Origin of the sequence: Seonamhaeicola sp. MEBiC01930, from assembly GCF_045277075.1 — a bacterium.
Classification (GTDB): Bacteria; Bacteroidota; Bacteroidia; order Flavobacteriales; family Flavobacteriaceae; genus Seonamhaeicola.
Window position 1 is genome coordinate 2,261,996 of sequence record NZ_CP104270.1, and the last position, 22,632, is coordinate 2,284,627.

At 33.0% G+C, this 22,632-nt stretch carries 20 protein-coding genes; 7 read left to right on the forward strand and 13 right to left on the reverse strand.

Features of this window, described 5'->3' with window-relative positions; translation table 11 throughout:
- The first annotated feature begins 10 nt into the window (after positions 1-10).
- From N1F78_RS09900 to N1F78_RS09910, 3 genes are all read left to right on the forward strand, one after another.
- Positions 11-514 carry a DUF6702 family protein gene (locus N1F78_RS09900; RefSeq protein WP_406682999.1) on the forward strand — a complete coding sequence of 168 codons (504 nt, stop codon included), beginning with the start codon at positions 11-13 and terminating at the stop codon, positions 512-514.
- Positions 515-625: 111 nt separating this feature from the next.
- On the forward strand, positions 626-2,950 hold the full coding sequence (locus N1F78_RS09905; RefSeq protein WP_406683000.1) for a M1 family metallopeptidase: 2,325 nt from the start codon (positions 626-628) through the stop codon (positions 2,948-2,950).
- Between the two features lie 83 nt (positions 2,951-3,033).
- Entirely contained in the window at positions 3,034-3,321 is a 288-nt protein-coding gene (locus tag N1F78_RS09910) for a twin-arginine translocase TatA/TatE family subunit (protein WP_406683001.1), read from the forward strand.
- Between the two features lie 5 nt (positions 3,322-3,326).
- Here the strand turns inward: N1F78_RS09910 and N1F78_RS09915 are convergent, their stop codons facing one another.
- The 8 genes from N1F78_RS09915 to kynU all read right to left on the reverse strand — a co-directional run bounded on the left by N1F78_RS09915 (position 3,327) and on the right by kynU (position 11,001).
- On the reverse strand, positions 3,327-3,971 hold the full coding sequence (locus tag N1F78_RS09915) for an O-methyltransferase (protein WP_406683002.1): 645 nt from the start codon (positions 3,969-3,971) through the stop codon (positions 3,327-3,329).
- A complete protein-coding gene (locus N1F78_RS09920; protein ID WP_406683003.1) occupies positions 3,971-5,053 on the reverse strand; it encodes an amidohydrolase family protein in 1,083 nt (360 codons plus the stop codon). Before N1F78_RS09920 ends, N1F78_RS09915 begins: the two co-directional genes overlap by 1 nt.
- A 9-nt stretch (positions 5,054-5,062) precedes the next feature.
- Positions 5,063-5,593, reverse strand: a complete 531-nt coding sequence (locus N1F78_RS09925) for a 3-hydroxyanthranilate 3,4-dioxygenase (RefSeq protein WP_406683004.1) — start codon at positions 5,591-5,593, stop codon at positions 5,063-5,065.
- Positions 5,594-5,706: 113 nt separating this feature from the next.
- Complete coding sequence (locus N1F78_RS09930) at positions 5,707-6,489, reverse strand: SDR family oxidoreductase (protein WP_406683005.1); 783 nt, start codon at positions 6,487-6,489, stop codon at positions 5,707-5,709.
- A gap of 4 nt (positions 6,490-6,493) precedes the next feature.
- Positions 6,494-7,933 (reverse strand): aldehyde dehydrogenase, encoded by a 1,440-nt coding sequence (locus tag N1F78_RS09935; protein ID WP_406683006.1) that lies wholly within the window; start codon positions 7,931-7,933, stop codon positions 6,494-6,496.
- The gene (locus tag N1F78_RS09940; protein ID WP_406683007.1) at positions 7,933-8,334 is read right to left on the reverse strand and encodes a RidA family protein; all 402 of its coding nucleotides are present in this window, start codon (positions 8,332-8,334) and stop codon (positions 7,933-7,935) included. Before N1F78_RS09940 ends, N1F78_RS09935 begins: the two co-directional genes overlap by 1 nt.
- 5 nt (positions 8,335-8,339) lie before the next feature.
- On the reverse strand, positions 8,340-9,737 hold the full coding sequence (locus N1F78_RS09945) for an FAD-dependent oxidoreductase (protein WP_406683008.1): 1,398 nt from the start codon (positions 9,735-9,737) through the stop codon (positions 8,340-8,342).
- Positions 9,730-11,001 (reverse strand): kynureninase, encoded by a 1,272-nt coding sequence (gene kynU, locus N1F78_RS09950; RefSeq protein WP_406683009.1) that lies wholly within the window; start codon positions 10,999-11,001, stop codon positions 9,730-9,732. Before kynU ends, N1F78_RS09945 begins: the two co-directional genes overlap by 8 nt.
- Positions 11,002-11,101: 100 nt before the next feature.
- Here kynU and N1F78_RS09955 point away from each other — a divergent pair, with 100 nt between their 5' ends.
- Positions 11,102-11,521: a (4Fe-4S)-binding protein gene (locus N1F78_RS09955; RefSeq protein ID WP_406683010.1), complete on the forward strand. Its 420-nt coding sequence runs from the start codon at positions 11,102-11,104 to the stop codon at positions 11,519-11,521.
- Between the two features lie 187 nt (positions 11,522-11,708).
- On the opposite strand, the gene N1F78_RS09960 is transcribed toward N1F78_RS09955, so the two are convergent.
- Positions 11,709-12,353 (reverse strand): hypothetical protein, encoded by a 645-nt coding sequence (locus tag N1F78_RS09960; RefSeq protein WP_406683011.1) that lies wholly within the window; start codon positions 12,351-12,353, stop codon positions 11,709-11,711.
- 34 nt (positions 12,354-12,387) lie between these two features.
- On the opposite strand from N1F78_RS09960, the gene N1F78_RS09965 reads away from it, so the two are divergent.
- Complete coding sequence (locus N1F78_RS09965; RefSeq protein WP_406683012.1) at positions 12,388-13,188, forward strand: class I SAM-dependent methyltransferase; 801 nt, start codon at positions 12,388-12,390, stop codon at positions 13,186-13,188.
- A 150-nt stretch (positions 13,189-13,338) separates the two neighbouring features.
- Here N1F78_RS09965 and N1F78_RS09970 read toward each other — a convergent pair whose 3' ends face one another.
- On the reverse strand, positions 13,339-17,238 hold the full coding sequence (locus tag N1F78_RS09970; protein ID WP_406683013.1) for an ATP-binding protein: 3,900 nt from the start codon (positions 17,236-17,238) through the stop codon (positions 13,339-13,341).
- Positions 17,239-17,472: 234 nt separating this feature from the next.
- Between N1F78_RS09970 and N1F78_RS09975 the strand changes: the two genes are divergently transcribed.
- Both N1F78_RS09975 and N1F78_RS09980 read left to right on the forward strand, forming a co-directional pair.
- The gene (locus tag N1F78_RS09975) at positions 17,473-18,885 is read left to right on the forward strand and encodes a serine hydrolase (protein WP_406683014.1); all 1,413 of its coding nucleotides are present in this window, start codon (positions 17,473-17,475) and stop codon (positions 18,883-18,885) included.
- A gap of 4 nt (positions 18,886-18,889) precedes the next feature.
- Positions 18,890-19,528, forward strand: coding sequence for a hypothetical protein (locus tag N1F78_RS09980; RefSeq protein ID WP_406683015.1), 639 nt, complete (start codon positions 18,890-18,892; stop codon positions 19,526-19,528).
- Between the two features lie 155 nt (positions 19,529-19,683).
- Here N1F78_RS09980 and msrA read toward each other — a convergent pair whose 3' ends face one another.
- The 3 genes from msrA to N1F78_RS09995 all read right to left on the reverse strand — a co-directional run bounded on the left by msrA (position 19,684) and on the right by N1F78_RS09995 (position 22,616).
- Positions 19,684-20,343, reverse strand: a complete 660-nt coding sequence (gene msrA / locus N1F78_RS09985; protein WP_406683016.1) for a peptide-methionine (S)-S-oxide reductase MsrA — start codon at positions 20,341-20,343, stop codon at positions 19,684-19,686.
- Positions 20,344-20,738: 395 nt separating this feature from the next.
- A complete protein-coding gene (locus N1F78_RS09990; protein ID WP_406683017.1) occupies positions 20,739-21,518 on the reverse strand; it encodes a zinc ribbon domain-containing protein in 780 nt (259 codons plus the stop codon).
- Between the two features lie 3 nt (positions 21,519-21,521).
- A complete protein-coding gene (locus N1F78_RS09995) occupies positions 21,522-22,616 on the reverse strand; it encodes a Nif3-like dinuclear metal center hexameric protein (protein WP_406683018.1) in 1,095 nt (364 codons plus the stop codon).
- Positions 22,617-22,632: the final 16 nt, after the last annotated feature.

Genomic DNA, 22,632 nt, shown 5'->3' on the forward strand with positions numbered 1-22,632 from the left:
AAAAATTTAAATGAAAAATTTAAAAATTTTTATAATCTTTTTAATTATGCCATTGTTTGCGTTCATTGGTGTGCATAAATATTATATAAGTGTGACTCAAATAGAATTTGTACAAGAAAAGCAATCGGTACAAATAATTACTAGAATTTTTGTTGATGATTTTGAAAATTTATTAAAAGAAAGATACGATAAATCTATTATACTAGATGAGAAGAACCAAACGTTAGATACGGATAAGTATATAGAGAAATATTTAAAAAGTAAAATTAAAATAAAGATAAACGGCAAAGAAAAACTCTTAATGTTTATAGGGAAAGAGTATGATCTTGATGTGCTTAAGTGCTATCTAGAAATAGAAAACATAGAAAACATAAACTCATTTGAAATTGCAAATAATGTTTTGTTTGATTTGTTTGATGATCAGCAGAATATTGTTAAAACTAAAATAAACTCGAAACAAAAGAGTTTTATTCTTGTCTCTCAAAATGAAAAGGCAATGTTAAGTTTTAATTAAAATCTAGTTAAAACATAGTCAAATTTGTTATTTTCGTTTGGTTTTTAAATTAAATATGCATAATTAATTTCAATTAAAAACTTTTTATCTAATAAAGTATAAAATCTAAAAATGAAAAAGGTTAAAAATTTCTTCCTTTTAGCTGTTTTTACTTTTACAGCATTTTTTTTACAAGCTCAGGAAAAGCAAGAGTTTAAAAATGGCCATTTTAACAACAATAAGTTTAAGCAGTTGTATGATGAGTTTGCCTCACCCAATATGTATAGAACAGCGTCTGGAGCTCCTGGAAGCGCTTATTATCAGCAGCAGGCAGATTATAAAATGAATATTGTTTTAGATGACAGAAATGCTAAAATTTCAGGTTTTGAAACTATAACATATACAAATAATTCTCCTGATGAGTTAAGATATCTGTGGCTCCAACTAGATCAAAATAAAAGAGCAAAGGATTCTAAAAGTGCGTTAATAGAAAAAAGTAATTTGCCCCAAGTTAGTTTACCTTCAACATTTGTAAAAGATTATATGAAAGCACCTCTAGAGCGAGGGTTTAATATTGAAAGTGTGACTACATCTAACGGTAAACCTTTACAGCATATGATTAATAGAACCATGATGCGTATTGAATTGCCTAATACTTTAAAGACAGGAGAGAAGTTTTCGTTTTCAATAAAATGGTGGTATAATATTAATGATCATGTTTCGGAAGATGAGCCAATTAATGGAAACGGACGATCGGGGTATGAATTTTTTCCAAAAGATGGTAATAGAGCCTATGTTATTGCTCAGTTTTATCCTAGAATGGCGGTCTATAATGATGTTGAGGGTTGGCAAAATTCTCAGTTTTGGGGGCGTGATGAGTTTGCATTACCATTTGGAGATTTTGAGGTGGATATTACGGTGCCAGCGGATCATATTTTAGATGGAACAGGGGTGTTAATTAATCGTAAAGAGGTTTATACAAAGGACATGTTAAAGCGCTATGAAGCTGCGAAAAAATCCTTTGATAAGCCTGTTGTTATAGTAAGTCAAACAGATGCCGAGGAAGCCGAAAAAGGATTTTCTGAAGGGACGAAAACCTGGAAATTAAGAGCAAAAAATGTTAGAGATTTTGGCTTTGCAACATCTAGAAAGTTTATTTTGGATATGATGGCTGTTAAAATTGGTAATAAAGATGTTATGGCGGTGTCATTATATCCAAAGGAAGGAAATCCACTTTGGGAAGAGTGGTCAACAAAAGCAGTAGCCAGTACATTGGATACATATTCTAGAATGACATTTGATTATCCTTACCATAAAGCTATTTCCGTTCATGCCAAACAACAAGGTATGGAATATCCAATGATATGTTGGAACTATGGTAGACCAAAAGAAGATGGTTCATATAGTGATAGGGTTAAATATGGTATGATGGGAGTTATTATTCATGAAATAGGTCATAATTTTTTTCCAATGATTGTTAATAGTGACGAGCGTCAATGGGCATGGATGGATGAAGGATTAAATACTTTTTTAGAGTATTTAGCTCAACAAGATTTTGGCAAAAAACATCCAGAGGCCTTATCGCCGCAGCACGAAAATTTCCCGTCTGATAGAGGACCTGCAGATTTAATTGTTCCTTATATGGGTGGTGACCAAGATTATATAGCACCAATTATGACTAAAGGTTTAAATGTTTATCAACTTGGTAATAATGCTTATGGAAAGCCTGCAACGGCATTAAATATTTTACGAGAAACTGTAATGGGTAAAGAGTTGTTTGATTATGCATTTAAGGAATATTCTAGACGATGGATGTTTAAACATCCAACCCCCGAAGATTTCTTTCGAACAATGGAAGATGCATCAGCTTTTGATTTGGATTGGTTTTGGAGAGGATGGTTTTACACAACAGACTGGGTAGATATTGGTATAAAAGAGGTTAAGCGTTGCTATGTAACTTCTGAGTTAAATCAGTATATAAAAGACTACATGAAGGAATACGGTGTTAAAAAAAATCAATTAAAACCTTTAGTGTATTTGGTAGAAGAGGGTAGTAGCGACTTCAAAGAAAAAATGAAAGACGGAACACTTTTGGAAAACTCATGGTCTCTTAAGGAGTATATTATGGATAATTTTACTCCAGAAGAGCAAAAAAGTATAAAAACCCCCAACTTTTTTTATCAAATTACTTTTGATAAACCTGGTGGTTTGGTTATGCCAATAATTGTAGAATATACCTATGCTGATGGTACTAGTAAAATAGAAAAATATCCAGCACAAATATGGAGATTTAATGATTATGAAGTTACTAAAGCTATAGCTTCAGATAAAGAAATTGTAAATATTGAGATAGACCCTCATTTAGAAACAGCAGATGTTGATACTTCAAATAATTCTTGGCCAAAAGTTGTACAAGAAAGTGATTTTGAAAAATTCAAGAATAAATTAAAAGGTTAATACACCTATAATTATAAAAAGAGCCAGTTTAATGCAGACTCTTTTTGTTTCATTAATAGGCAACAACTCACTATATTTGTACTGTGATATATAAACCTACATTTCTATTTATAAGTGGTGCAGAAATAGCTTTTATTCTGTTTATTGCTATTATGGTTTTTGGAGCAGATAAGCTTCCTGAAATCGCTCGTGGTTTAGGTAAGGGTATGCGTACACTTAAAGATGCTACTAATGATATAAAGCACGAGATTACTAAGAGTGCGGAAAATCAAGGTATTGATACCAGTATTACTAAAGACGTAAAAAAAGAATTAGATAAAGTAAAGGACGAATTAGAGGACTTTACTGGTTCTGTTAAGCGCAAGTTTTAAATTAGCTATAACTTTCTGCTAATAGTTAAACCATCTCTAATAGGTAGTAATACAGTTTCTACTCTTGTGTCATCTTTTAACAATTTGTTGTATTCAATAAGAGCAGGTGTAGAAGTGTCTTCTTTTTTGAATTTAGTATCTAGAACTTTACCACTCCAAAGTACATTGTCTGATAAAATAATTCCTCCCGAGTTTAATTTGTCTATAATCACATTAAAATAATTAGGGTAGTTTTCTTTATCAGCGTCAATAAAAATTAAATCAAAAGTCTTGTCAAGTTTAGGAATGATTTCTAAGGCATTTCCTAAATGCTGAATGATTTGTTTGTCGTAATCAGATTTGGCAAAATACCTACGTTGAAAATTAATAAGTTCTTCATTAATATCAATGGTATGTAATTCGCCAGAAGCTTGAATACCCTCTGCTAAACACAAGGCAGAATATCCTGTGTAAGTGCCAATTTCCAAAATATTTTTAGGGTTTACCAATTTGGAAATCATACTCAGTAACCTTCCCTGATAATGCCCACTTAACATGCGCGGTTGTAATATTTTTTGGTAGGTTTCACGTGTTAATTGTTGTAGTAATTCTGGCTCATTTTCTGAGTGCTGAACAACATAAGAGTCTAATTCTTCTGGTATAAAATGCATTAAGCTAAAATTCTATTTATTAGTTTATTTGTTGCCATTTCATCATCTCCACACAGCCAACGTATAACGTTGTCTTCCCAAATTGCATTATATTCATTTTGGTTTATTATTTTTCTTTTCAAAGCTAAATCTAAAATTTTCCCGGGATAAGATGATTGCTTATCACTTTCCATTTCTCCTAATGGATAGGGGTCGTCTAATCCCATAAGTACCTGTTTAGCACCATGGTTATTTATAAGTAATTCTAACCCACCGGTATCATGTACTAGAGTGTCAAAGAAAATGTTATTGTGTCCTACTGCTTTTCTGGGATGGTGTTTACCTTCAAATAAATCAGGCCTACCATCAAATCCTTGAATTCGTCTTCCTAGGTTTATTTGGGCTAATTGTCCGCCATGAGCAAAGCAGGTGCGCATATTGGGGTATTTTTCTTGATACCCATTCAAAGTTAAAAAATGATATGCGTCTGCACATTGAGCAAGCATCCAAATTAAATGAAATCGCCATGAAGTATTTTCAAGTTTAATGAATTTTTCACCATCATACGGGTGGATTTCTACAGCCAAATTGTATTTGTTCGCTAATTCAAAAATTGGTTCATTTTCTTCATCGTAAATACAACGCCAAGTCCCTATGGTGTCCATGTAATGTGTTGGTAAGCAAAGTAATTGTAAACCGTGTTCTTCAACGCAACGTTCTATTTCCCAACAAGCACTTCTCACGAAACCTGGATGAACCACAAAACCACAAGTAAATTTACTAGGATTCTCATATTGTATTTTAGCGTTAAAGTCGTTTTGAAAACGCAAGGCTTTTTTCATTTCTTCAACACGCAAACCATTGCCATAAAGTTGTGAAAGATTAAGAACAACTGCATGGTCTATATTATTACGTTCCATCCACTCTAATTTTTCATGTAAAAAGAATGATGAATCAGTAACGGGTCTGCTCCAATCTTTTTGAAGCATATATTTTCGGTCTTTATCCACCCAAAATATGCCTTTTTCGCGCATGTAGTTAGGTATTTCCTCTGGGTAAGGAAGTAAATGTGAATGGCCGTTTATTCTTAACTTTCTTTTCATTGGCTTAACCTAGACGTTCTTTGGAGGTTCCATTGTTGTGCCGCATTTTTCACAAGTTCGCTTTTTTTTGCTATTATAAAACTTGTCAAAAATAACGGGCATATCTGTTTCAATGTTATCAAGTTTAAACTTTTTTTGATATAATAGATTATCACAGTTTTCGCAGTACCACTCTAGAGCATCCTTCATCTTTTTGGACCTGGGATATTCAATAACCAAACCAACAGTGTTAGCACTTCTTTGAGGTGAATGTGGTATTTTGCCAGGTAACAAATATATATCTCCTTCTTTTATATGTACATCTTCGGGTTTTCCGTTGTTAATTATTTTAAGCACCATGTCACCCTCAACCTGATAGAAAAACTCTGGTGTTTCATTATAATGATAATCCTTTCTGTTGTTTGGTCCGCCTACAACCATAACAATATACTCGCCATCTTTCCAAACACATTTATTTCCAACAGGTGGCTTTAAAAGGTGTCTGTTTTCATCAATCCAATTTTTAAAGTTTAAAGGCGATACTAATTTCTTTTTACCCATCTTTTTAAATGTTTTGGGCGTGCCCTTTCAGGTCAGGCTTTCGGCAGTCGCTCTTTTCAAGGAGCTCCAACAAATACCTCAATCCTTCACGCTTTTATTTACTATGTTTAAAGTTACAAACTTTTTGTTCTACCTCCATCAACCGGAATGTTAATTCCGGTAATATAACTAGCACAATCACTTGTTAGAAAAACTACAGCGTTTGCAACTTCTTCCGGAGAAGCAAAACGTTTGGCTGGTGCGTAGTTTTTCATTATTTCAGCCATATCTTCAGGTGTTCTGCCTTCAATATTCGCTTTTATATTAATTATTTCATTCAATCGTTCTGTATCTGTAAATCCTGGTAATACATTGTTCACAGTTATACCAAAAGAAGCAACTTCAGTAGATAAAGTTTTACTCCAATTACCAACAGCACCTCTTGTAGTATTACTAACACCTAATCCTGGAATAGGCTCTTTAACGGAGGTTGAAATAATATTTACAATTCTTCCAAAACCTTCTTTTTTCATAAACGGAATGGTAGCCTGTGCCAACACATGATTGCATTTAATATGCATGGTAAAAGCGTTTTCAAATTCGTCTAAACTTGCTGTTAAAATATCACCGCTTCTTGGGCCACCGGTATTGTTCACCACAATATGAAAACCATGGTTGTTATTAATAAATTTAATAACTTGTTCCTGTAACTCTCTTGGATTTGAAAAATCTGCTACAATGTAGTTGTGGTTTCTATGTTGGGGTAACTCTGCTAATACCGCTTTTAGTTTCTCTCTATTTCTGGCAACCAAGGTTACGTTAACACCTTCTGCAGCAAGTAACATGGCGGTTGCTTTACCAATGCCTTGCGTGCTGCCACAAACCAGTGCATACTTATTATTTAAATTTAAGTTCATATTGTTAGTATTTTATACATACATTTTTAGTTTCTGTAAAAAAGCGTAAAGCTTCAAAGCCGCCTTCTCTTCCAACGCCACTTGCTTTTACACCACCAAAAGGTGTTCGTAAATCACGAAGCATCCATGTGTTTATCCAAACAATACCCGCTTGTAATTTACTGCTCATTCTCATTGTACGCTTTAAGTTGTTAGTCCAAACTGTAGCTGATAACCCGTATTTAATATCATTAGCCATTTGTAAAGCATTGTCTTCATCGTCAAAAGGCATTATAGTTACTATTGGGCCGAAAATTTCTTCTTGGTTTAATCTGCATTCATTATTTGTAACTTCAAAAATGGTTGGTTCAAAATAGTAACCGTTTTCATAACCATTAATGGTTATCTGCTTTCCACCACACAGAATGGTTCCTCCTTCATCATTTTCAAAATTAATATAGCTTTTTACTTTTTCAAGATGCGGTATTGATACTAAAGCTCCAATATCGGTATCTGGGTTTGAAGGATGTCCGATTTTTAATTGTTTTACTTTTTCAACAAAATCGGATTTGAATTTATTGTAAATAGACTTCTCAATAAAAATTCTGCTTCCGCATAAACATATTTGTCCTTGATTAGCAAATGACGAGCGTACTGTAGTTCTCAGCATATCATCATAATCACAATCAGCAAAAATGATATTTGGGTTTTTGCCACCTAACTCTAAAGATAGTTTTTTAAACATAGGAGCAGCTATTTTGGCTATTTGAGCACCCGTTGAGGTTCCTCCGGTAAATGAAATGGCTTTAATATTAGGGTGTTCTATAATAGCGTGCCCAGTAGTTTTTCCGAAACCATGTACAATATTTAAAACACCGTTTGGCAAACCTGCTTCAGTACAAATTTCTCCTAAAAGAAATGCCGTCAGTGGTGTAATTTCGCTGGGTTTGGCAACAACACAATTTCCGGCGGCAATAGCAGGAGCAATTTTCCAGGTGAATAAATAGAGAGGGAGATTCCATGGTGAAATACATCCAACTACACCAATTGGTTGGCGAAGTGTGAAATTCACCGCATCTTGACCAACACTTTCATGACTCTCGCTACTAAATTGTGTTATGGCATTTCCGAAAAACCTAAAATTACTTGCGGCTCTGGGTATATCAATAGTTTTTGCTAAGCCTATTGGTTTGCCATTGTCTTTACTTTCTGCTTCTGCAAATCGGTCTAAATTGGCTTCTAATAATTCTGAAATTTTTATTAATATTCTACTGCGTTCTTCAATTGAGGTTTGAGACCAATCGTTAAAAGCAGTCTCAGCAGCTTTATAAGCGTTTTCTACATCTGCTGTTGATGAATTGGGTATTTGCCCATAAATTTCTCCATCCGCGGGACAATAGTTATCTATCCAATCATTACTGATGGGCTTTACAAATTTACCGTTAATGTAGTTTTGGATTTCCATTAGAGCTTTTTATAAGCAACAACTTTAATCTCCACCAATAAATCAGGGTGCGGCAATTGGTGAACAGCTACTGTGGTTCTTGTTGGTCCGGTTTCATTATCAAAAAACTCAGCATAGACTTTGTTATAACCACCAAAATCATTCATGTTTACCAAAAAGGTTGTAACATCTACCAAATCTTTTAAAGAAGCCCCTTCATTGGCTAAATTCTTTTCTATGTTTTTTAAAACCTCACGTGTTTGAATTTGAATATCAAGTTGTTTGGTTCCCATATCGTCAACAGTGTCTGCTCCTGCAATAGAATTATCTGGTCTGCGGGAGCTGGTTCCTGAAACATAAATAAAATCACCAACACGTTTTGTGTGGGGGTAAGCGCCTCTGGGTGTTACTTTATCACTCATAAATTTTATTTTAAACCTGCAATTTTATCTTTTTCAAGAATTTCTTGGGTTTCTTTTTGTACTTTTCCTAATATCAATTTTAAATCGTCATTTAAATCAATGTCACCATCAGAAAGCATATTTAAAATGGCTTTGTCTTGGGCTCTTCCCTTTAACATGGCTTCACGATAGTCTAAATCTTCATTAAAGGTTACTAATGAATATTTTGAAGCATATTCATTTGGAAACTGTTTCTCTAAAGCCATTTCCAATTTACGCTTTTCTTTAAATATAGGGTTTGCTACGTGGTCTCGCATTTCGTAAAAATTGTCGATAGCTAGGTCTGCAATGGCATCGGTGTCTTTTTTTCTGGAATTTTCATAGGCTTTAAAAATGGCTTCCCAATTTCCCAAATTGGCATCTAAAACCTTATCAAATTCAACTACATCTTCAAAAGAAGCATTCATACCTTGTCCGTAAAACGGAACAATGGCATGTGCTGCATCACCCATTAATAGCGTGTTGCCTTTATAATGCCAAGGTGAACATTTTACGGTGCCTAAAGCCGAAGTAGGATTGTTGTTAAAATCTTCCAGTAGATTTGGCATTTGAGCTAAGGCATCTGGGAATTCTTTTTTGAAAAATTCCAGTACTTTTTTATCTGTATTTAAATTGTTGAAATTGTATTCGCCTTCATCGTAACTTAAAAATAACGTCACTGTAAAACTACCATCAAGATTGGGTAATGCAATGAGCATAAAACTACCACGAGGCCAAATATGAAGGGCGTTTTTGAATATTCTATAATCGTCTCCTCTTTTTGGAAGAATACTTAATTCTTTATAGCCATGACTTAGATAGTCTTGAGAGAAACTAAACAAAAACTTTTTACCTAAATAATAGCTTTTGCGTAAAGAAGAACCTGCACCATCGGTTCCAATAATAACATCGGCATCTTCAACGAATTCAGATTTGGATTCATAGTCTTTAAATAGTGCTGTGGTTTTTTCGAAGTTTACTGATTTACATTTTTTGTTGAAATGAATGGTTACATTATCATGCTTTTCGGCTTCATCTAAAAGAAGAGCATTTAAACCTCCTCTGGAGATGGAATTTATATATTCATGTTCTCTTCCGCTATAATTTGATAAAAAGGTATTGCCTTTAACGTCATGAATCATGCGCCCATTCATTGGGATACAAAGCGCTTTTACTTGCTCTTCTAACCCAACCAGTTTCATGGCTTTGATACCTCTATTTGAAAATGCTAAATTTATGGAACGGCCTGCGCTAATATCCACTTTTCTTAAATCTGGACGTTTTTCATAAACGGTGACATTGTATCCGCGTTGCCCTAAACGTAGGGCTAGGAGAGAACCACATAGTCCTGCGCCAATGATGAGTATGTTTTGTTGTTTATCCATTCAAAATAGCTTTCAATCGTTCCACCAAATTATAAATATCTTCAAACGAATTATATAAAGGAACCGGAGCACAACGTATTACATCGGGTTCTCTCCAGTCACTTATAATACCAGATTTGGTTAATTTATCATGCAATGCCTTATCAGTGTTAATGACCTGAATGGATAGCTGACAACCTCGTTCATCATCATTTTTAGGCGTAATAATTCTAATAACATCTTCCCCTAATTTTTTAAGTAAAAACTCAAAATAACCAGTAAGTTTTTTAGATTTTTCTACCAGTTTGTCAATGCCAACGTCATTAAAAATATCCAAAGAAGCTCTTATGGCTGCCATTGATAAAATAGGAGGATTGCTTAATTGCCAACCCTCTGCTCCAGGAAGTTGGTCAAACTCATCACGCATATTAAATCGTGTTTGTTTATTATGGCTCCACCAACCTGTGAATCTGTTTAAATCTTTTCGGTTTGCATGACGTTCGTGTACAAAACAACCCGCTAGACTTCCAGGGCCCGAATTCAAATATTTATAAGTGCACCAAACTGCAAAATCAGCTCCAGAATCGTGTAGGTTGAGTTGAACATTACCTGCCCCATGAGCGCAATCAAAACCTACAATACATTCATGTTTATGCCCTAGCTCTGTTATTCTTTTTAAATCAAAAAACTGACCTGTATAGTAGTTTACACCACCAATCATAATTAAGGCAATTTCCTCGCCTTGCTCCTTTAGGATACTCTCCAAATCTTCGTGTCGTAGTAATTCTTCCCCTTTTCTCGGTTTCCAAAGTACTAATCCGTCTTTATCGTCAAACCCATGATGTCTCAATTGAGACTCAACAGCATATTTATCAGAAGGGAAGGCATCACTTTCAATAAGAATTTTATAGCGTTTTTTTGTTGGTTTATAAAACGAAACCATCATAAAATGCAAATTAGCAGTAAGCGTGTTCATTACTATTACTTCAATAGGTTTAGCTCCAACAACTTTAGCCATGCTTTCAGTTAATAACTCATGATATGGAAGCCATGGATTTTTGGCTTCAGTATGTCCTTCAACACCTAAAATTGCCCAATCTTCTAACTCTTGATTTACATAAGTTTTTGTGATTTTAGGCTGAAGTCCAAGAGAGTTTCCTGTCATATAAATTAAATCATTTCCTTGTTTGTCTTTCGGAATATGAAACTGATTTCTATATGAAGCTAATTTGTCGTTTTGGTCTTGGTGTTTTGCGTATTCAAGACCTAATTTATAATCAGACAATGTCTATGGTTTTTCGGTTTATAACAAATTTAAGATGAATCATTAAATTATGTATAATGAAACATTTATTTTTTTGTATTTTTAGTAAAATGATTTTACTATGTCTAAGACTAAAGAATACTCTAATGGAGAAGTTACTGTAGTTTGGGAACCTGATATATGTATACATGCAGCTATATGTGCTAAAGGATTACCAAAAGTATTTAAACCAAAAGAAAAGCCTTGGGTAAAGGTTTATGAAGAAACTACTGATACTATTGTAGAACAAGTAAAGCAATGTCCATCAGGTGCTTTAAGTTATTATATGAATGATGCTAGTGATGACGCATCAGAAGTATTAGAAACCAAGGTTGAGGTGTTAGAAAACGGTCCTTTATTGGTTTATGGAACGCTAACGGTTAGCCATAAGGATGGAACTGCCGAAGTTAAAAATAAAACTACTGCATTTTGTAGATGTGGGGCTTCAAACAATAAACCTTATTGTGATGGCGCCCATTTAAAAGCAGGATTTAAAGGTTAATTTTAAGTTCTAAAAAAAAGGAAAAGGGCTTCAACCATTGGTTGAAGCCCTTTTCATATATATAGGCGCAAATGCGGAAAATTCTATTATACTTTATATACGAGTATTAGTCGGAATCTGGATGGAAAAATTACAGATAAACCAAAATATTTTTCTCAAATAATTTAATTCAAAGTCTATGCCAAAGTTATTTTGTTGTTACAACAACTTCAGAGATTTTAACACTAGGTTTTCCATTGTCTCTGGTATGATCTAAAGCTATCTTGATGCCATTAAATTCTTGGTAGTTTTCAAAGGTATTTGTTAAAGTAGGCTCTTTTCTATTTCCTTTTCTAAAGACCCATTCTCTAATGATAAATTCGTTGTCAAAAAAAATATCGTAGGCATCACCAGGAGTGTATCCGCCCTCATTAGGATAAGTTACAACCATTTTACTCATGAGTTTTTTACTTATTGGAGCGGCTTCCATAGGGTAAACGGTGTAATCAATATCATCCCAAACTAATTGAAACGGAATTAATAACCAGAATTTATCATTAATAAAAGCACGGTCTGCATTTAAAGAAATACTGTCTATAGATTTTCTGTTATAGATTATGGTGTCTGTATCTGTAGTTAAGTTAATATCATGAGTTTTAGGATTCCAATTCCAAAGGCGGTTTTTACCGAATTTAAATTGGATTTCTTTAACCTTATCCCAATTTTGAAATCCGTGAGCGTTGGCTATTTTTTCTGCTATAGTTAATTCAGGAGATTGGATGACTTTATTTTCTTTTTGTTTACAGGAAAAACAAAGGGTAATGAAGCATAAAGCAAATACTAATTTTTTCATACATTGGAGTTTTTACAAATATAAAGAACTTGTAATGAGTAAAAACGACACCTATTTTAAAACAAATAAAGCCACTTGGAATGAAAAAGTAAAGGTGCATGCCAAAAGTGATATGTATGATTTAAAGGCTTTTAAAAAAGGGAAGACATCTTTAATGCCTTATGAATTAGAAGCTTTAGGAGATGTGAAAAATAAGTCTTTGCTGCATTTACAGTGTCATTTTGGACAAGATACTTTAAGTTGGAGTAGAATGGGAGCTAAGTGTACCGGTGTAGATTTAAGTGATGAAGGAATAGAACTTGCTAAAACTTTAAACGACGAATTGAAACTTGACGCTCAGTTTGTGTGCTGTAATGTTTTAGATACTTCGGAATTTATAAAAGATACTTTTGACATTGTATTTACCAGTTATGGTGTAATTGGATGGCTGCCAGATTTAAAACCTTGGGGACAAATGATTGCTGAACTACTCAATAAAGGAGGCACATTTTATATGGTTGAATTTCATCCTATAGTTTGGATGTTTGACTACATAGAGGCAAAACCCGTTATGAAATACGGCTATATGCAGGATGCTGTTATTTATGAAGAATATGAAGGCACCTATGCCAATGAAAATTCAAAGATGATAAGTAAAGAATACGGATGGAATCATGGCATGGGAGAAATAATATCTGCTCTAACTGAAGCTGGTTTACACATTGAATACTTAAAAGAACATAATGAAGCACCTTACAATGTCTTGCCTGATTTAGTTGAAACAGAAAATGGTATGTTTGTTACAAAAGATAAATTGTATCCGCTTATTTTTGAGTTGAAGGCTACAAAAATTTAATTTAAGGAAGTTTGTTTAACGGTAAAGTCTATGGCTCGTTGGACAAAGTCATATCTGATTTTCTGCTGTAATCTAAAGATTGCAAATTGTATTAAATTCTAAAAAATAAAAACTGTAGAACGAACTGTGCATATTGTTTTATGATATAAACTACTTTTCTATTCGAGATGGCGGTATATCGAACTTCTCAGTAAAAAGTTTTGAGAAATAAAAGGGATCATTGAAACCTACCGAATATGCTACTTCCGATACGTTATGGTTTGTGTTTTTAAGCATTTTGTACCCTTCTCTAAGTCTTATATCTCTTATAAATATTGAAGTTGATAATCCAGTAAGTGCTTTTAGCTTTCTATGTAATTGCGTTCTGCTTACACCTAACTCTTTACATACATCTTCAATCCCAAAGGAACCATCTGATAAATTCTTTAAAAGTAGGTCTGTTAATTTATCTATAAATGGATCGGTATTTTCGGGATGTGTTATATTTTCTTCAGAAAGCATTTGAGAATACTTCTGTTTAAGATTTTCTCTTAAAATAATTAGGTTATTAATATGGGTTAGTAGCTCTTTGCGGTTAAAAGGTTTTCCTAAATAAACATCTGCACCAGTTTTTAAACCAGATATTTTAGAATCAATATCTGCTTTTGCTGTAAGCATTATAACGGGAATATGATTCGTTTTAAAGTCAGTTTTAATTAATGAACATGCTTCAAAACCATCCATTACAGGCATCATTACATCGGTGATAATTAAATCAGGAATAATATCTATGGCCTTTTGATAACCAATCTTTCCATTTGGGGCGGTGTGTACCTGATACTGATCTTGCAATATTGAAATAATGTAATTCAATACATCTTCATTGTCTTCAATGACTAGGATAATCTCTTCTGATTCGCTGTTACCTAAATTGCCTTTAATTGAAACGGTTCCATTGTTCACATCAGACTCGGAATTAATCAGTGGAAGTTTTAAAGATAAACACGCACCTACATCTTCATTATTGGTAGCAGAAATTGAACCATTCATCAACTTGATTATTTCTCTAGATAATGCTAAGCCTATGCCAGTTCCTGCAGATGTTCTTTTATTTTTGGATTGGAAATATCTGTCAAAAATCAGGTCTAAATCTTCTAACGGAATTCCTGGGCCTGTATCTTTTACGTGTATTTCAACAAAACTATCGTTTATTTCAATTTCTACTTCAATTTTACCGTGTTCCGGAGTAAATTTAATGGCGTTTGAAATTAAATTGTTAATCACTAACTGAATTTTATCCGAATCGAAATCTAGAAATTGCTCTTCTTTGTTCGAAATAAACTTTAAATCTATTTCCTTTCTAATAGTTAATGATTCAAGAGACTCTACACAATAACGTATAAATTTAACTATGTCTTGATTGCTGATATTTAGTTTTGAAGTATTAGACTCTATTTTTCCTATTTCTAATAGTTCATTTACTAACCTCAAGAGTTGTTTGGAGTTCCTCTTTATAACTTTTGAAGCTTTGTCATTTACATTTTCAGCCATTCCATTTATAACGGTTAATGGTGTTCTAAATTCATGAGTTATGTTCTGAAAAAATTTATTCTTAAAATCATCTACTTCCTTCAATTTTTGCGACTCAGATTCTGCTAACTTTCGGTTTAATTGTAGCCTGTAGAAAGCAAATAATAGGATTGCTATAAGAATCGTGTAAGCTAAATAAGCATAAACCGTTTTCCACCAAGGTGGAACAATTTCAAATGATGCTAATGTTAGCGGTTCACTCCAATGTTTTCCGTCACTAGTTGATTTTACTTCTAAAGTATATGAATTAGGTTGAAGGTTGTTGTAATTTAAAGGCTGTAATTTTTTACTGAATTGCCATTCGTCTGAAATGCCTTTCATTCTATATGCAAATTCTTTTTGAGGTGAATTATTTTGTCCAACCTCTTTTATATCTATTTCAATAGTGTTTTTATCATATTTTAAATGATACGGATTTAAATTTTGAGTGCCAGTAAAATTGGAGTAGGATACCTCTCCATTAATCGATAATCCTGTTAAAACAACACGTATTGGAAGAGCATTTGTTGTTATTTTGGTAGGATCAAAAACAAAGCATCCATCTATTCCATTTGTAAACATTTGCCCGTTTTTATCTTGATATATGAGGCCACTATTTCCTCTTAGAGTAGGAATAATGTTCATCCATCTTGGTAAAGTCTCAATAACTTCTAAGCTTTCAGAATCTATACAAAAAGCCTCTGTTCTATATTGTTTTACCCAGAAATTACCATTAGCGTCTTTTAGAGTTGCAAAAATATTGTCATCTGCTAAAAGATTTTTTTTATTAAAATGTTTTACAATTTCTCTGTTTTTATAGTCATATACATAGATGCCATTAAACCCTGTAATCCATAATCTATCTAAATGGTCAGATTGTATTTGGCGCACCGGAGAATGAAAGAGTCTTGTGTTTATTGTAGAAAAAAACTCTTTGTAGGTTTCTTTTATCTCTAAACTGTCGTTAGAAATATTGTAAGCGTATAGCGCCTCGTTTTGTATGTTTACCCATAGCGTATTTTTCTTGTCAAGAAATATAGCTGAAGGTTCCCCAATATTAAAATCTGTATGGGTTTTATTTATAGTATTAAACTTAGAAACACCTTTTTTAGAAGGATACCATAACTGGTCTTTATTGTCGAAAAACACTGATGGATAATATGCAGAGTTATTTCCAGCGGGTTTTTCATATATCTTGAAACTATTACTAGGTCTGTTAAATCCAATTATTCCTTTATTTGTGTTCAACCAAAGTTGGTTTTTACTATCCTCAAGTATTCCAGATGAATCCGTACCATTAAATGCCATTATAGAATCATTTGAAAACCTATGGAAGTCATTTTGAATTGAATTGTAAGCAAATAAACCGTAAGGTGTGTTTAACCAATATAACCCAAAACTATCATGAAAAACATTAGCAATATAACGCTCTTTATTATAAGGCTCAGGAAGACCGATATATTTATAGTTTAGCTGATTTTTATTCAGCTTCATTAAGCCTCCATAATTTCCTCTAAAATTAAAATATAGGCTACCCATTTTGTCTTTAAAAATACGTGAGACACCTACTGATATTTTCTCACCATGCCTATTATATTCTTTTACTATTAGCCTAGAGGTATTATTGGCTTTAGAGCTTTCATTTAAGTTAACCTGAAGAAGACCTTTAACCGTACCAATAAAGGCAATCTCAGGAGAAAGAAAATCGAAATCATGCGGAAAACCATCTGATTTTGGAAAATCATATCCAATGGGTTCAAAATGACCAGACTTAAGGTCTATAGTTCCTAATCTAGTATCTTCTAATATCCAGATTTTATCGTTTCTAACTTTACAAAGTCTAATTTTATTAGTTTTAAAAACAGTTGATTTAGTTTCAAAAGAAATAATACGTTTGTTGGTAACAATAAAGTAATCATCATTATATATAAAACCATGAAGGATAATTTCCTCATTTTCAAGGTCTGGTTTATAAACTTGTCGATTTATGAGCTCTCCATTTTCATTTAATCGAAAAGTAATAACCAAATCACTAGCAACAAAAAGCTTTCCCTTGCTGTTTTCTGAAATGGTTGATATATAATCGGTGTTAGTGTTTTTAAATAAATCATCTTTATAATTTATAAACTTACCAGTTTCTGGCATAAATACATTAATTCCATTTCTTCCAGTAGCAATAAGAATTCTTCCTTTTGAGTCCTCAAGAATATGTTGTACACGTTGCCCTTTAAAACCTAGGATATCATCATGATAATCTTTGTAAAACTGGAAGTTTTTACCATCATATACATTAATTCCGTTCATGGTTCCCATCCAAATAAAACCGTTAGAATCCTGAGTTAGAGTATAAATTATCTTTTGAACTTGAGAAAGGTCTTTTTCAAAATCTTCAAAAACCCAACCGTTGGCAACAGTGTTTTTTATCTGTGCAATATTAATATTAACAGATGCAAGAATGATTATAATTATTAGGAAGTGATTCTTGTATAAAAGTTTAGTCAAGAAGTATTGGTTTGGATTAATGATTATGATATTACAATTTAAGACTTTTTTTTAGATACCAAGTTTAAAAGGCTTAGTGAGTTAGCGATTTTGAATTTTTATTAGTGGCTTATATGGTTAATGTTTATAGGGTTTTTCAAGCCTTGTAACAATAATACATGCTGTTGGAACAATACTAAATGCGATGTAGGATATTATGAGAGACATTTGTTTTGAATCTTTAAATAAACAGTTATGAAAACAAAATTACTTCTTACAATAGTTCTTTCCTTTTTTCTTCAAATGACGGTTTATGCTCAAATTACAGAAGAAGATTTAATGACAAACCTTCAAGGAGTACTGGACTCTAAAATTGCTATCTATGGTATGGAAGGTGTTGCTGTGACTTTAGTTTTTCCAAGCAATAATATTCACACTATTTCGAGTGGCTATTCAACTTCAGTAAGTAATCCTGTAGATGTAAATAAAAAGTGGCATTGGGCAAGTGGTACAAAACCCCTAACAGGTTACGTAATTCTAGACATGTACGAAGAAGGATTATTAGACATAAATAACCCAATAAGTAATTACATTGATACGGACACTATCGCAAATGTTTCTGGTGATATCTTGGTAAAAGATTTACTACAACACACGTCTCCACTACAAGATGTTTGGGATCCAGGTCAAACAGTATTATGGAATGCGGTTTGGAGTGATCGTCCTCAAGTTTGGTGTCCTTGGGAAGTTTTAAGTTACATGCCACTACCAGACAATGGAAACACTACTCATAATTATAATGATAGTAATTCCTATATGCTTGGGTTTATAGCTGAAGCTATTGAAGGAGACAACCTTGAAACTATATTTCAGAATAGGATATTTAATCCACTTTCAATGACTAATTCTTATTTAAGTTCTTGCGAAACTTTTGATATGAATGAGCTTAATGGTGTTTGGTCTGGAACCGAAAATAGAAGCACATGGAGTCATACATCTTACTTAAGTTCTCGTGGAGGGAATAGTGCTCTTATTGCTCCAATAGCCGATGTTGCTAAATTTTATAACACCTATTATCAAGGGGATTTACTAACCCTTAGTTTAATGGATGAACTAAGAACACCAGCGGCTGGATCCTTGCAAAATTTCGGACCTATTGGTTGTGCGACTTCTGTAAATTCATATTATGGTTATGAAACTACAATTTTTGAAATAACCACTTCAGAAGACACATTCTATGCTTATGGGCATGGTGGTAATGGAATAAATAATTCATTATCATATTATTGGCAAGAAGAGGATATAACAATTGTACTTGTAACTAATGATTTTACAGCAACTAATACAATGGGAGCCTTGTTTTTAGATGTGTTTTGTGAAATAAATAATAATTTACCTCTACAGAGTTTATCTACTAATGAGGAAACTGCGTCATTAGGTTTATTATTTCCAAATCCGGTTCAAGATGAATTAACTATTAAGCTAAAGATCTCCACAAATAATAATGGTAGATTTATTTTAAGAGATCTAAATGGAAGAGAAGTTTTAAATAATTCATTAAATAACCAAAGCACAATAGTTTCTTTAATAAATATTTCTGCAGGAATGTATATTTATGAGGTAGTTGTCGATGGGAGAAGAGAAACTGGGAAAATTATTAAAAATTAAAAATATGAGACATTCTTTATGGTGCATTTACATTATTGCTTTTATTTTTTCCTGTGAGAATGAACCTGTTTTTGATAATGAAAATAATGAAGTTAATTTTTACGCATTAGAAGTTGGTAATTCTTGGGTTTATAAAAGCCAAAGATATGATGCAAGCACACAAGAGTATAGAGATAATGGTGTTGTAGATTATGTTTCAATTGTTGGTACTGAGGTTATTGAAGGAAATACCTATTACAAGTTTAGAACCGAAACTATAGGTAGTGATTTTAGAACTGAAGAAAGTAATCCTACTGGTCTAAAGTTTGAGTATTTTAGAGAGTTAGACGGAAATTTAATAAATGAAGAAGGTTTTATACTATTCACCAATAACAATTATGAAGAGCGACTTGTGAAAGAAAATAATTGGGGAAATGTTTATGAAGTTCTTGTTGAAGGTTCAACTATCATTAATGTTGAAGCAGGAGAATTTGAATGTGTAAATTCTGAGCGTTACGCTATACTTTCAAACGGTACACAGTCTCGTGGTTTAGACCGTTATTATTATGCAAGTGGTTTAGGGCTTATTTATCATACGTTCTCATATATTAGTAGTTCTACTCCGCCTATTGTTAGACGTTTAGTTTCTTATAACATTCAATAAGTACAATTAAAAAACAAAAAATAAGTTTAATTTAAAATGCACATTTATTTTCCGTAATACATGCAATGGTTTTATGTATATAAACAGTTTTGGTATATTTTTATGTCTAACGTTAAACTAGGTTATCAAAGTTTAGTACAACGTTAAGCGTAATATTAGTGCCCTTCCCTAAGTAATTCTTTAGGGAATTGAGATTTAAACCTATTTAATCTTGGAATAGAAATACGCTGAATGTAAGGGTGATTTGGGTGCAACCGCTCATAGTTTTGGTGGTAATCTTCTGCTACCCAGAATTTTTGAAATGGATATACTTCGGCGGCAATTGTTGCATTCAGTTTTTTAGCCAAAGCCACTTTCTTTTTAAGTATAATTTGTTTTTGAGTTTCGTTTTGGTAGAAAAGAATAGACCGGTATTGTGAACCCTTGTCTGGTCCTTGACCATTAACTTGAGTTGGGTTTTGTGATGCAAAATACACATCAACCAAGGTTTCAAAACTTACTACATTAGGATCGTAAATAATTTCTACAGCCTCTGCATGACCTGTGCGCCCGGTATTACTGGCTTCATAAGTTGGGTTGTTTGAATGTCCGCCAGAATAACCTGATATGGATTCTTCAACACCTTTTACACTTTCATAAACAGCCTCTACACACCAAAAACAACCGCTGGCAAAATATGCTCTGGCTTTTCCGTTTTCTAACGGAACCTCAATAGGTTTTGCATTGATTATACTTTCATGAGCTTTTTTTGATTGTGCTGAGTTTTGACAACTAAACAATATTGTAACTGCTAAAAGTGTGATTAGGTTTTTCATGTTTTTTTCTTTCTTCAGACGTATAAAAATACAAAACCTTAAAATTATAAGTAATTATATTCATTTTTTGCTTGCCCAAAAAACGAATCAAAAAAGGGCTCCCAAGCCAAGGAATTTTTCTTTCCAAGAAATCGGAAAGAAAACCGATTTGAAAACTCTGCGTCGAACTGTCGTTCTCCTATTTCCAGAGCTTTTCTGCATCTATTCTGCGCCTTGGTGTTCAATTCTTCGAATTGATTTTGGGACTTTACTTTCTGAATTAGCCGGATTTGTATTTCCGCGTTAGGGATTGTAGCTAGTTACCGTGTAACGCGAAAAGCCCGACCCGAAGGGTAACGCCCAAAAAAAAAAGCCCTCACAATGTGAAGGCTCTTTAAATTTATGCTTGAAATGGATTAAAGTTTAGCAAACATTTTTTCCATTTTTGCTTTTTGTTCTTCAGCTAATGCAGCATCAACCAAAATTCTACCACTGTGCTCATCTGTAATTACTTTTTTACGTGAAGCAATTTCTACTTGCACTTGTGGTGGAATAGTAAAGAAAGAACCACCAGATGCACCTCTTTCAATTGGTACTACTGCTAACCCGTTTTTTACACTATTTCTAATTCTATTATAAGCATTCACCAAACGATCTTCAATTTGAGCTTTATAGCTATCAGATTTATCAATTAATGCTTGTTCTTCTTTTTCAGTTTCGGCTAAGATAGCATCTAGCTCACCTTTTTTGTGTTTTAAATGGTTTTCACGTTCTTTTAAACGCTCTTTAGTTTCGCCAATAACTTCTTTCTTTTGCTCTATTTGAACTTTAAATTCTTTTATATGCTTTTCAGCCAATTCAATTTCTAATTCTTGAAATTCAATTTCCTTAGTTAATGAGTTATATTCTCTGTTGTTTCTAACATTTTTTTGCTGTTCACCATACTTCTTAATTAAAGCTTTAGATTCTTCAATAAGATTTTTCTTAGAACTAATATCGTTATCAATTACTTCTAAGCTTGCAACATGCTTTTCTAATCTAATGTTCAGTCCAGCTACTTCATCTTCTAAATCACGAACTTCTAATGGAAGTTCACCTCTAACATTTCTAATCTCGTCTATACGTGAGTCTATGAGTTGTAAATCGTATAGAGCTCTTAAGCGCTCTTCTACAGTTACTTCTTTCTTTTTAGCCATACTTTAAAAATACTTAACAGGATTGGTATTGGTGTTTGATAAAACGACTGCAAAATTAGTAATTTTTTTTGTAAGATACGTTACTAAAAAGTTTTTTGTGAACTGTTCACTTTCATAATGCCCAATATCTGCCAAAAGCATTGTGTTTTCTGCCATAAAAAAGTCATGATACTTTAAATCTGATGTTATGAAAACATCCGCTCCAGAGAATTTTGCAGCATTAATAGCAAAACTACCAGAACCACCTAAAACGGCTATTTTTTTAATTGGTTTATTTAAGAATTGCGAGTGCTTAATAAAACCAGTGTTCATTTGAGTTTTTGTAAACGCTAAGAAATCTTCTTCATTCATTGGGTTTTCAAGTTCACCTATCATACCCAAACCAATATTTTGGTTCTTGTTTTCTATAGTTACAACTTCAAATGCAACTTCTTCGTAACTATGAGTTTCGGTTAAGGCTTTTATAATTTTAGACTCCAGGTGTTTTGCAAAAATTACTGAAACTTGCGTTTCTTTTTCATTATGTGTCTTTCCTTTATCTCCTAATGTTGGATTTGAATCTTCATTACCCTGATAAGTACCTATACCATTGGTATTAAAACTACAATGACTGTAATTGCCAATATGTCCTGCACCAGCTTCAAATAAAGCATTTCTCAAGTTTTCGGCCTCATCTATTGGAACATAAGTGGTTAGCTTTTTAATTGTAGCAGCTTGCGGAATGAGTATTTTTTTGTTTTTTAATCCTAGTTTATTACAAATAATATCATTTACACCTTGTATAGCATTATCTAGAGCCGTATGAATAGCGTAAATTGCAATGTTGTTTTTAATAGCTTTTAAAACTACGCGCTCTACATAAGTTTTTCCGGTTATTTTTTTAAGTCCTTTAAAAATAATAGGGTGGAAACTAACAATTAAGTTACAATTATTGGTAATTGCTTCATCTACAACTTCTTCAAGTGTGTCTAATGTTACTAATACTCCAGTTAGTTTTTCGTCTTTATCTCCAACTAATAGCCCAACATTATCAAAGTCTTCAGCATATTCTAAGGGTGCTAATACCTCTAAATGATTAATAACATCTTGAATATTCATAATATTTTCATGAATT

Coding starts and splice junctions, on each gene's coding strand:
- N1F78_RS09915 (WP_406683002.1), bottom strand. CDS start 3,971: ATGCATTTTATACCAGAAGAATTAGACTCTTATGTTGTTCAGCACTCA.
- N1F78_RS09935 (WP_406683006.1), bottom strand. CDS start 7,933: ATGGAAATCCAAAACTACATTAACGGTAAATTTGTAAAGCCCATCAGT.
- N1F78_RS09945 (WP_406683008.1), bottom strand. CDS start 9,737: ATGGATAAACAACAAAACATACTCATCATTGGCGCAGGACTATGTGGT.
- N1F78_RS09975 (WP_406683014.1), top strand. CDS start 17,473: ATGAAAACAAAATTACTTCTTACAATAGTTCTTTCCTTTTTTCTTCAA.
- N1F78_RS09925 (WP_406683004.1), bottom strand. CDS start 5,593: ATGGGTAAAAAGAAATTAGTATCGCCTTTAAACTTTAAAAATTGGATT.
- N1F78_RS09995 (WP_406683018.1), bottom strand. CDS start 22,616: ATGAATATTCAAGATGTTATTAATCATTTAGAGGTATTAGCACCCTTA.
- N1F78_RS09990 (WP_406683017.1), bottom strand. CDS start 21,518: ATGGCTAAAAAGAAAGAAGTAACTGTAGAAGAGCGCTTAAGAGCTCTA.
- N1F78_RS09960 (WP_406683011.1), bottom strand. CDS start 12,353: ATGAAAAAATTAGTATTTGCTTTATGCTTCATTACCCTTTGTTTTTCC.
- N1F78_RS09940 (WP_406683007.1), bottom strand. CDS start 8,334: ATGAGTGATAAAGTAACACCCAGAGGCGCTTACCCCCACACAAAACGT.
- N1F78_RS09955 (WP_406683010.1), top strand. CDS start 11,102: ATGTCTAAGACTAAAGAATACTCTAATGGAGAAGTTACTGTAGTTTGG.
- N1F78_RS09930 (WP_406683005.1), bottom strand. CDS start 6,489: ATGAACTTAAATTTAAATAATAAGTATGCACTGGTTTGTGGCAGCACG.
- N1F78_RS09920 (WP_406683003.1), bottom strand. CDS start 5,053: ATGAAAAGAAAGTTAAGAATAAACGGCCATTCACATTTACTTCCTTAC.
- msrA (WP_406683016.1), bottom strand. CDS start 20,343: ATGAAAAACCTAATCACACTTTTAGCAGTTACAATATTGTTTAGTTGT.
- N1F78_RS09905 (WP_406683000.1), top strand. CDS start 626: ATGAAAAAGGTTAAAAATTTCTTCCTTTTAGCTGTTTTTACTTTTACA.
- N1F78_RS09965 (WP_406683012.1), top strand. CDS start 12,388: ATGAGTAAAAACGACACCTATTTTAAAACAAATAAAGCCACTTGGAAT.
- N1F78_RS09980 (WP_406683015.1), top strand. CDS start 18,890: ATGAGACATTCTTTATGGTGCATTTACATTATTGCTTTTATTTTTTCC.
- N1F78_RS09900 (WP_406682999.1), top strand. CDS start 11: ATGAAAAATTTAAAAATTTTTATAATCTTTTTAATTATGCCATTGTTT.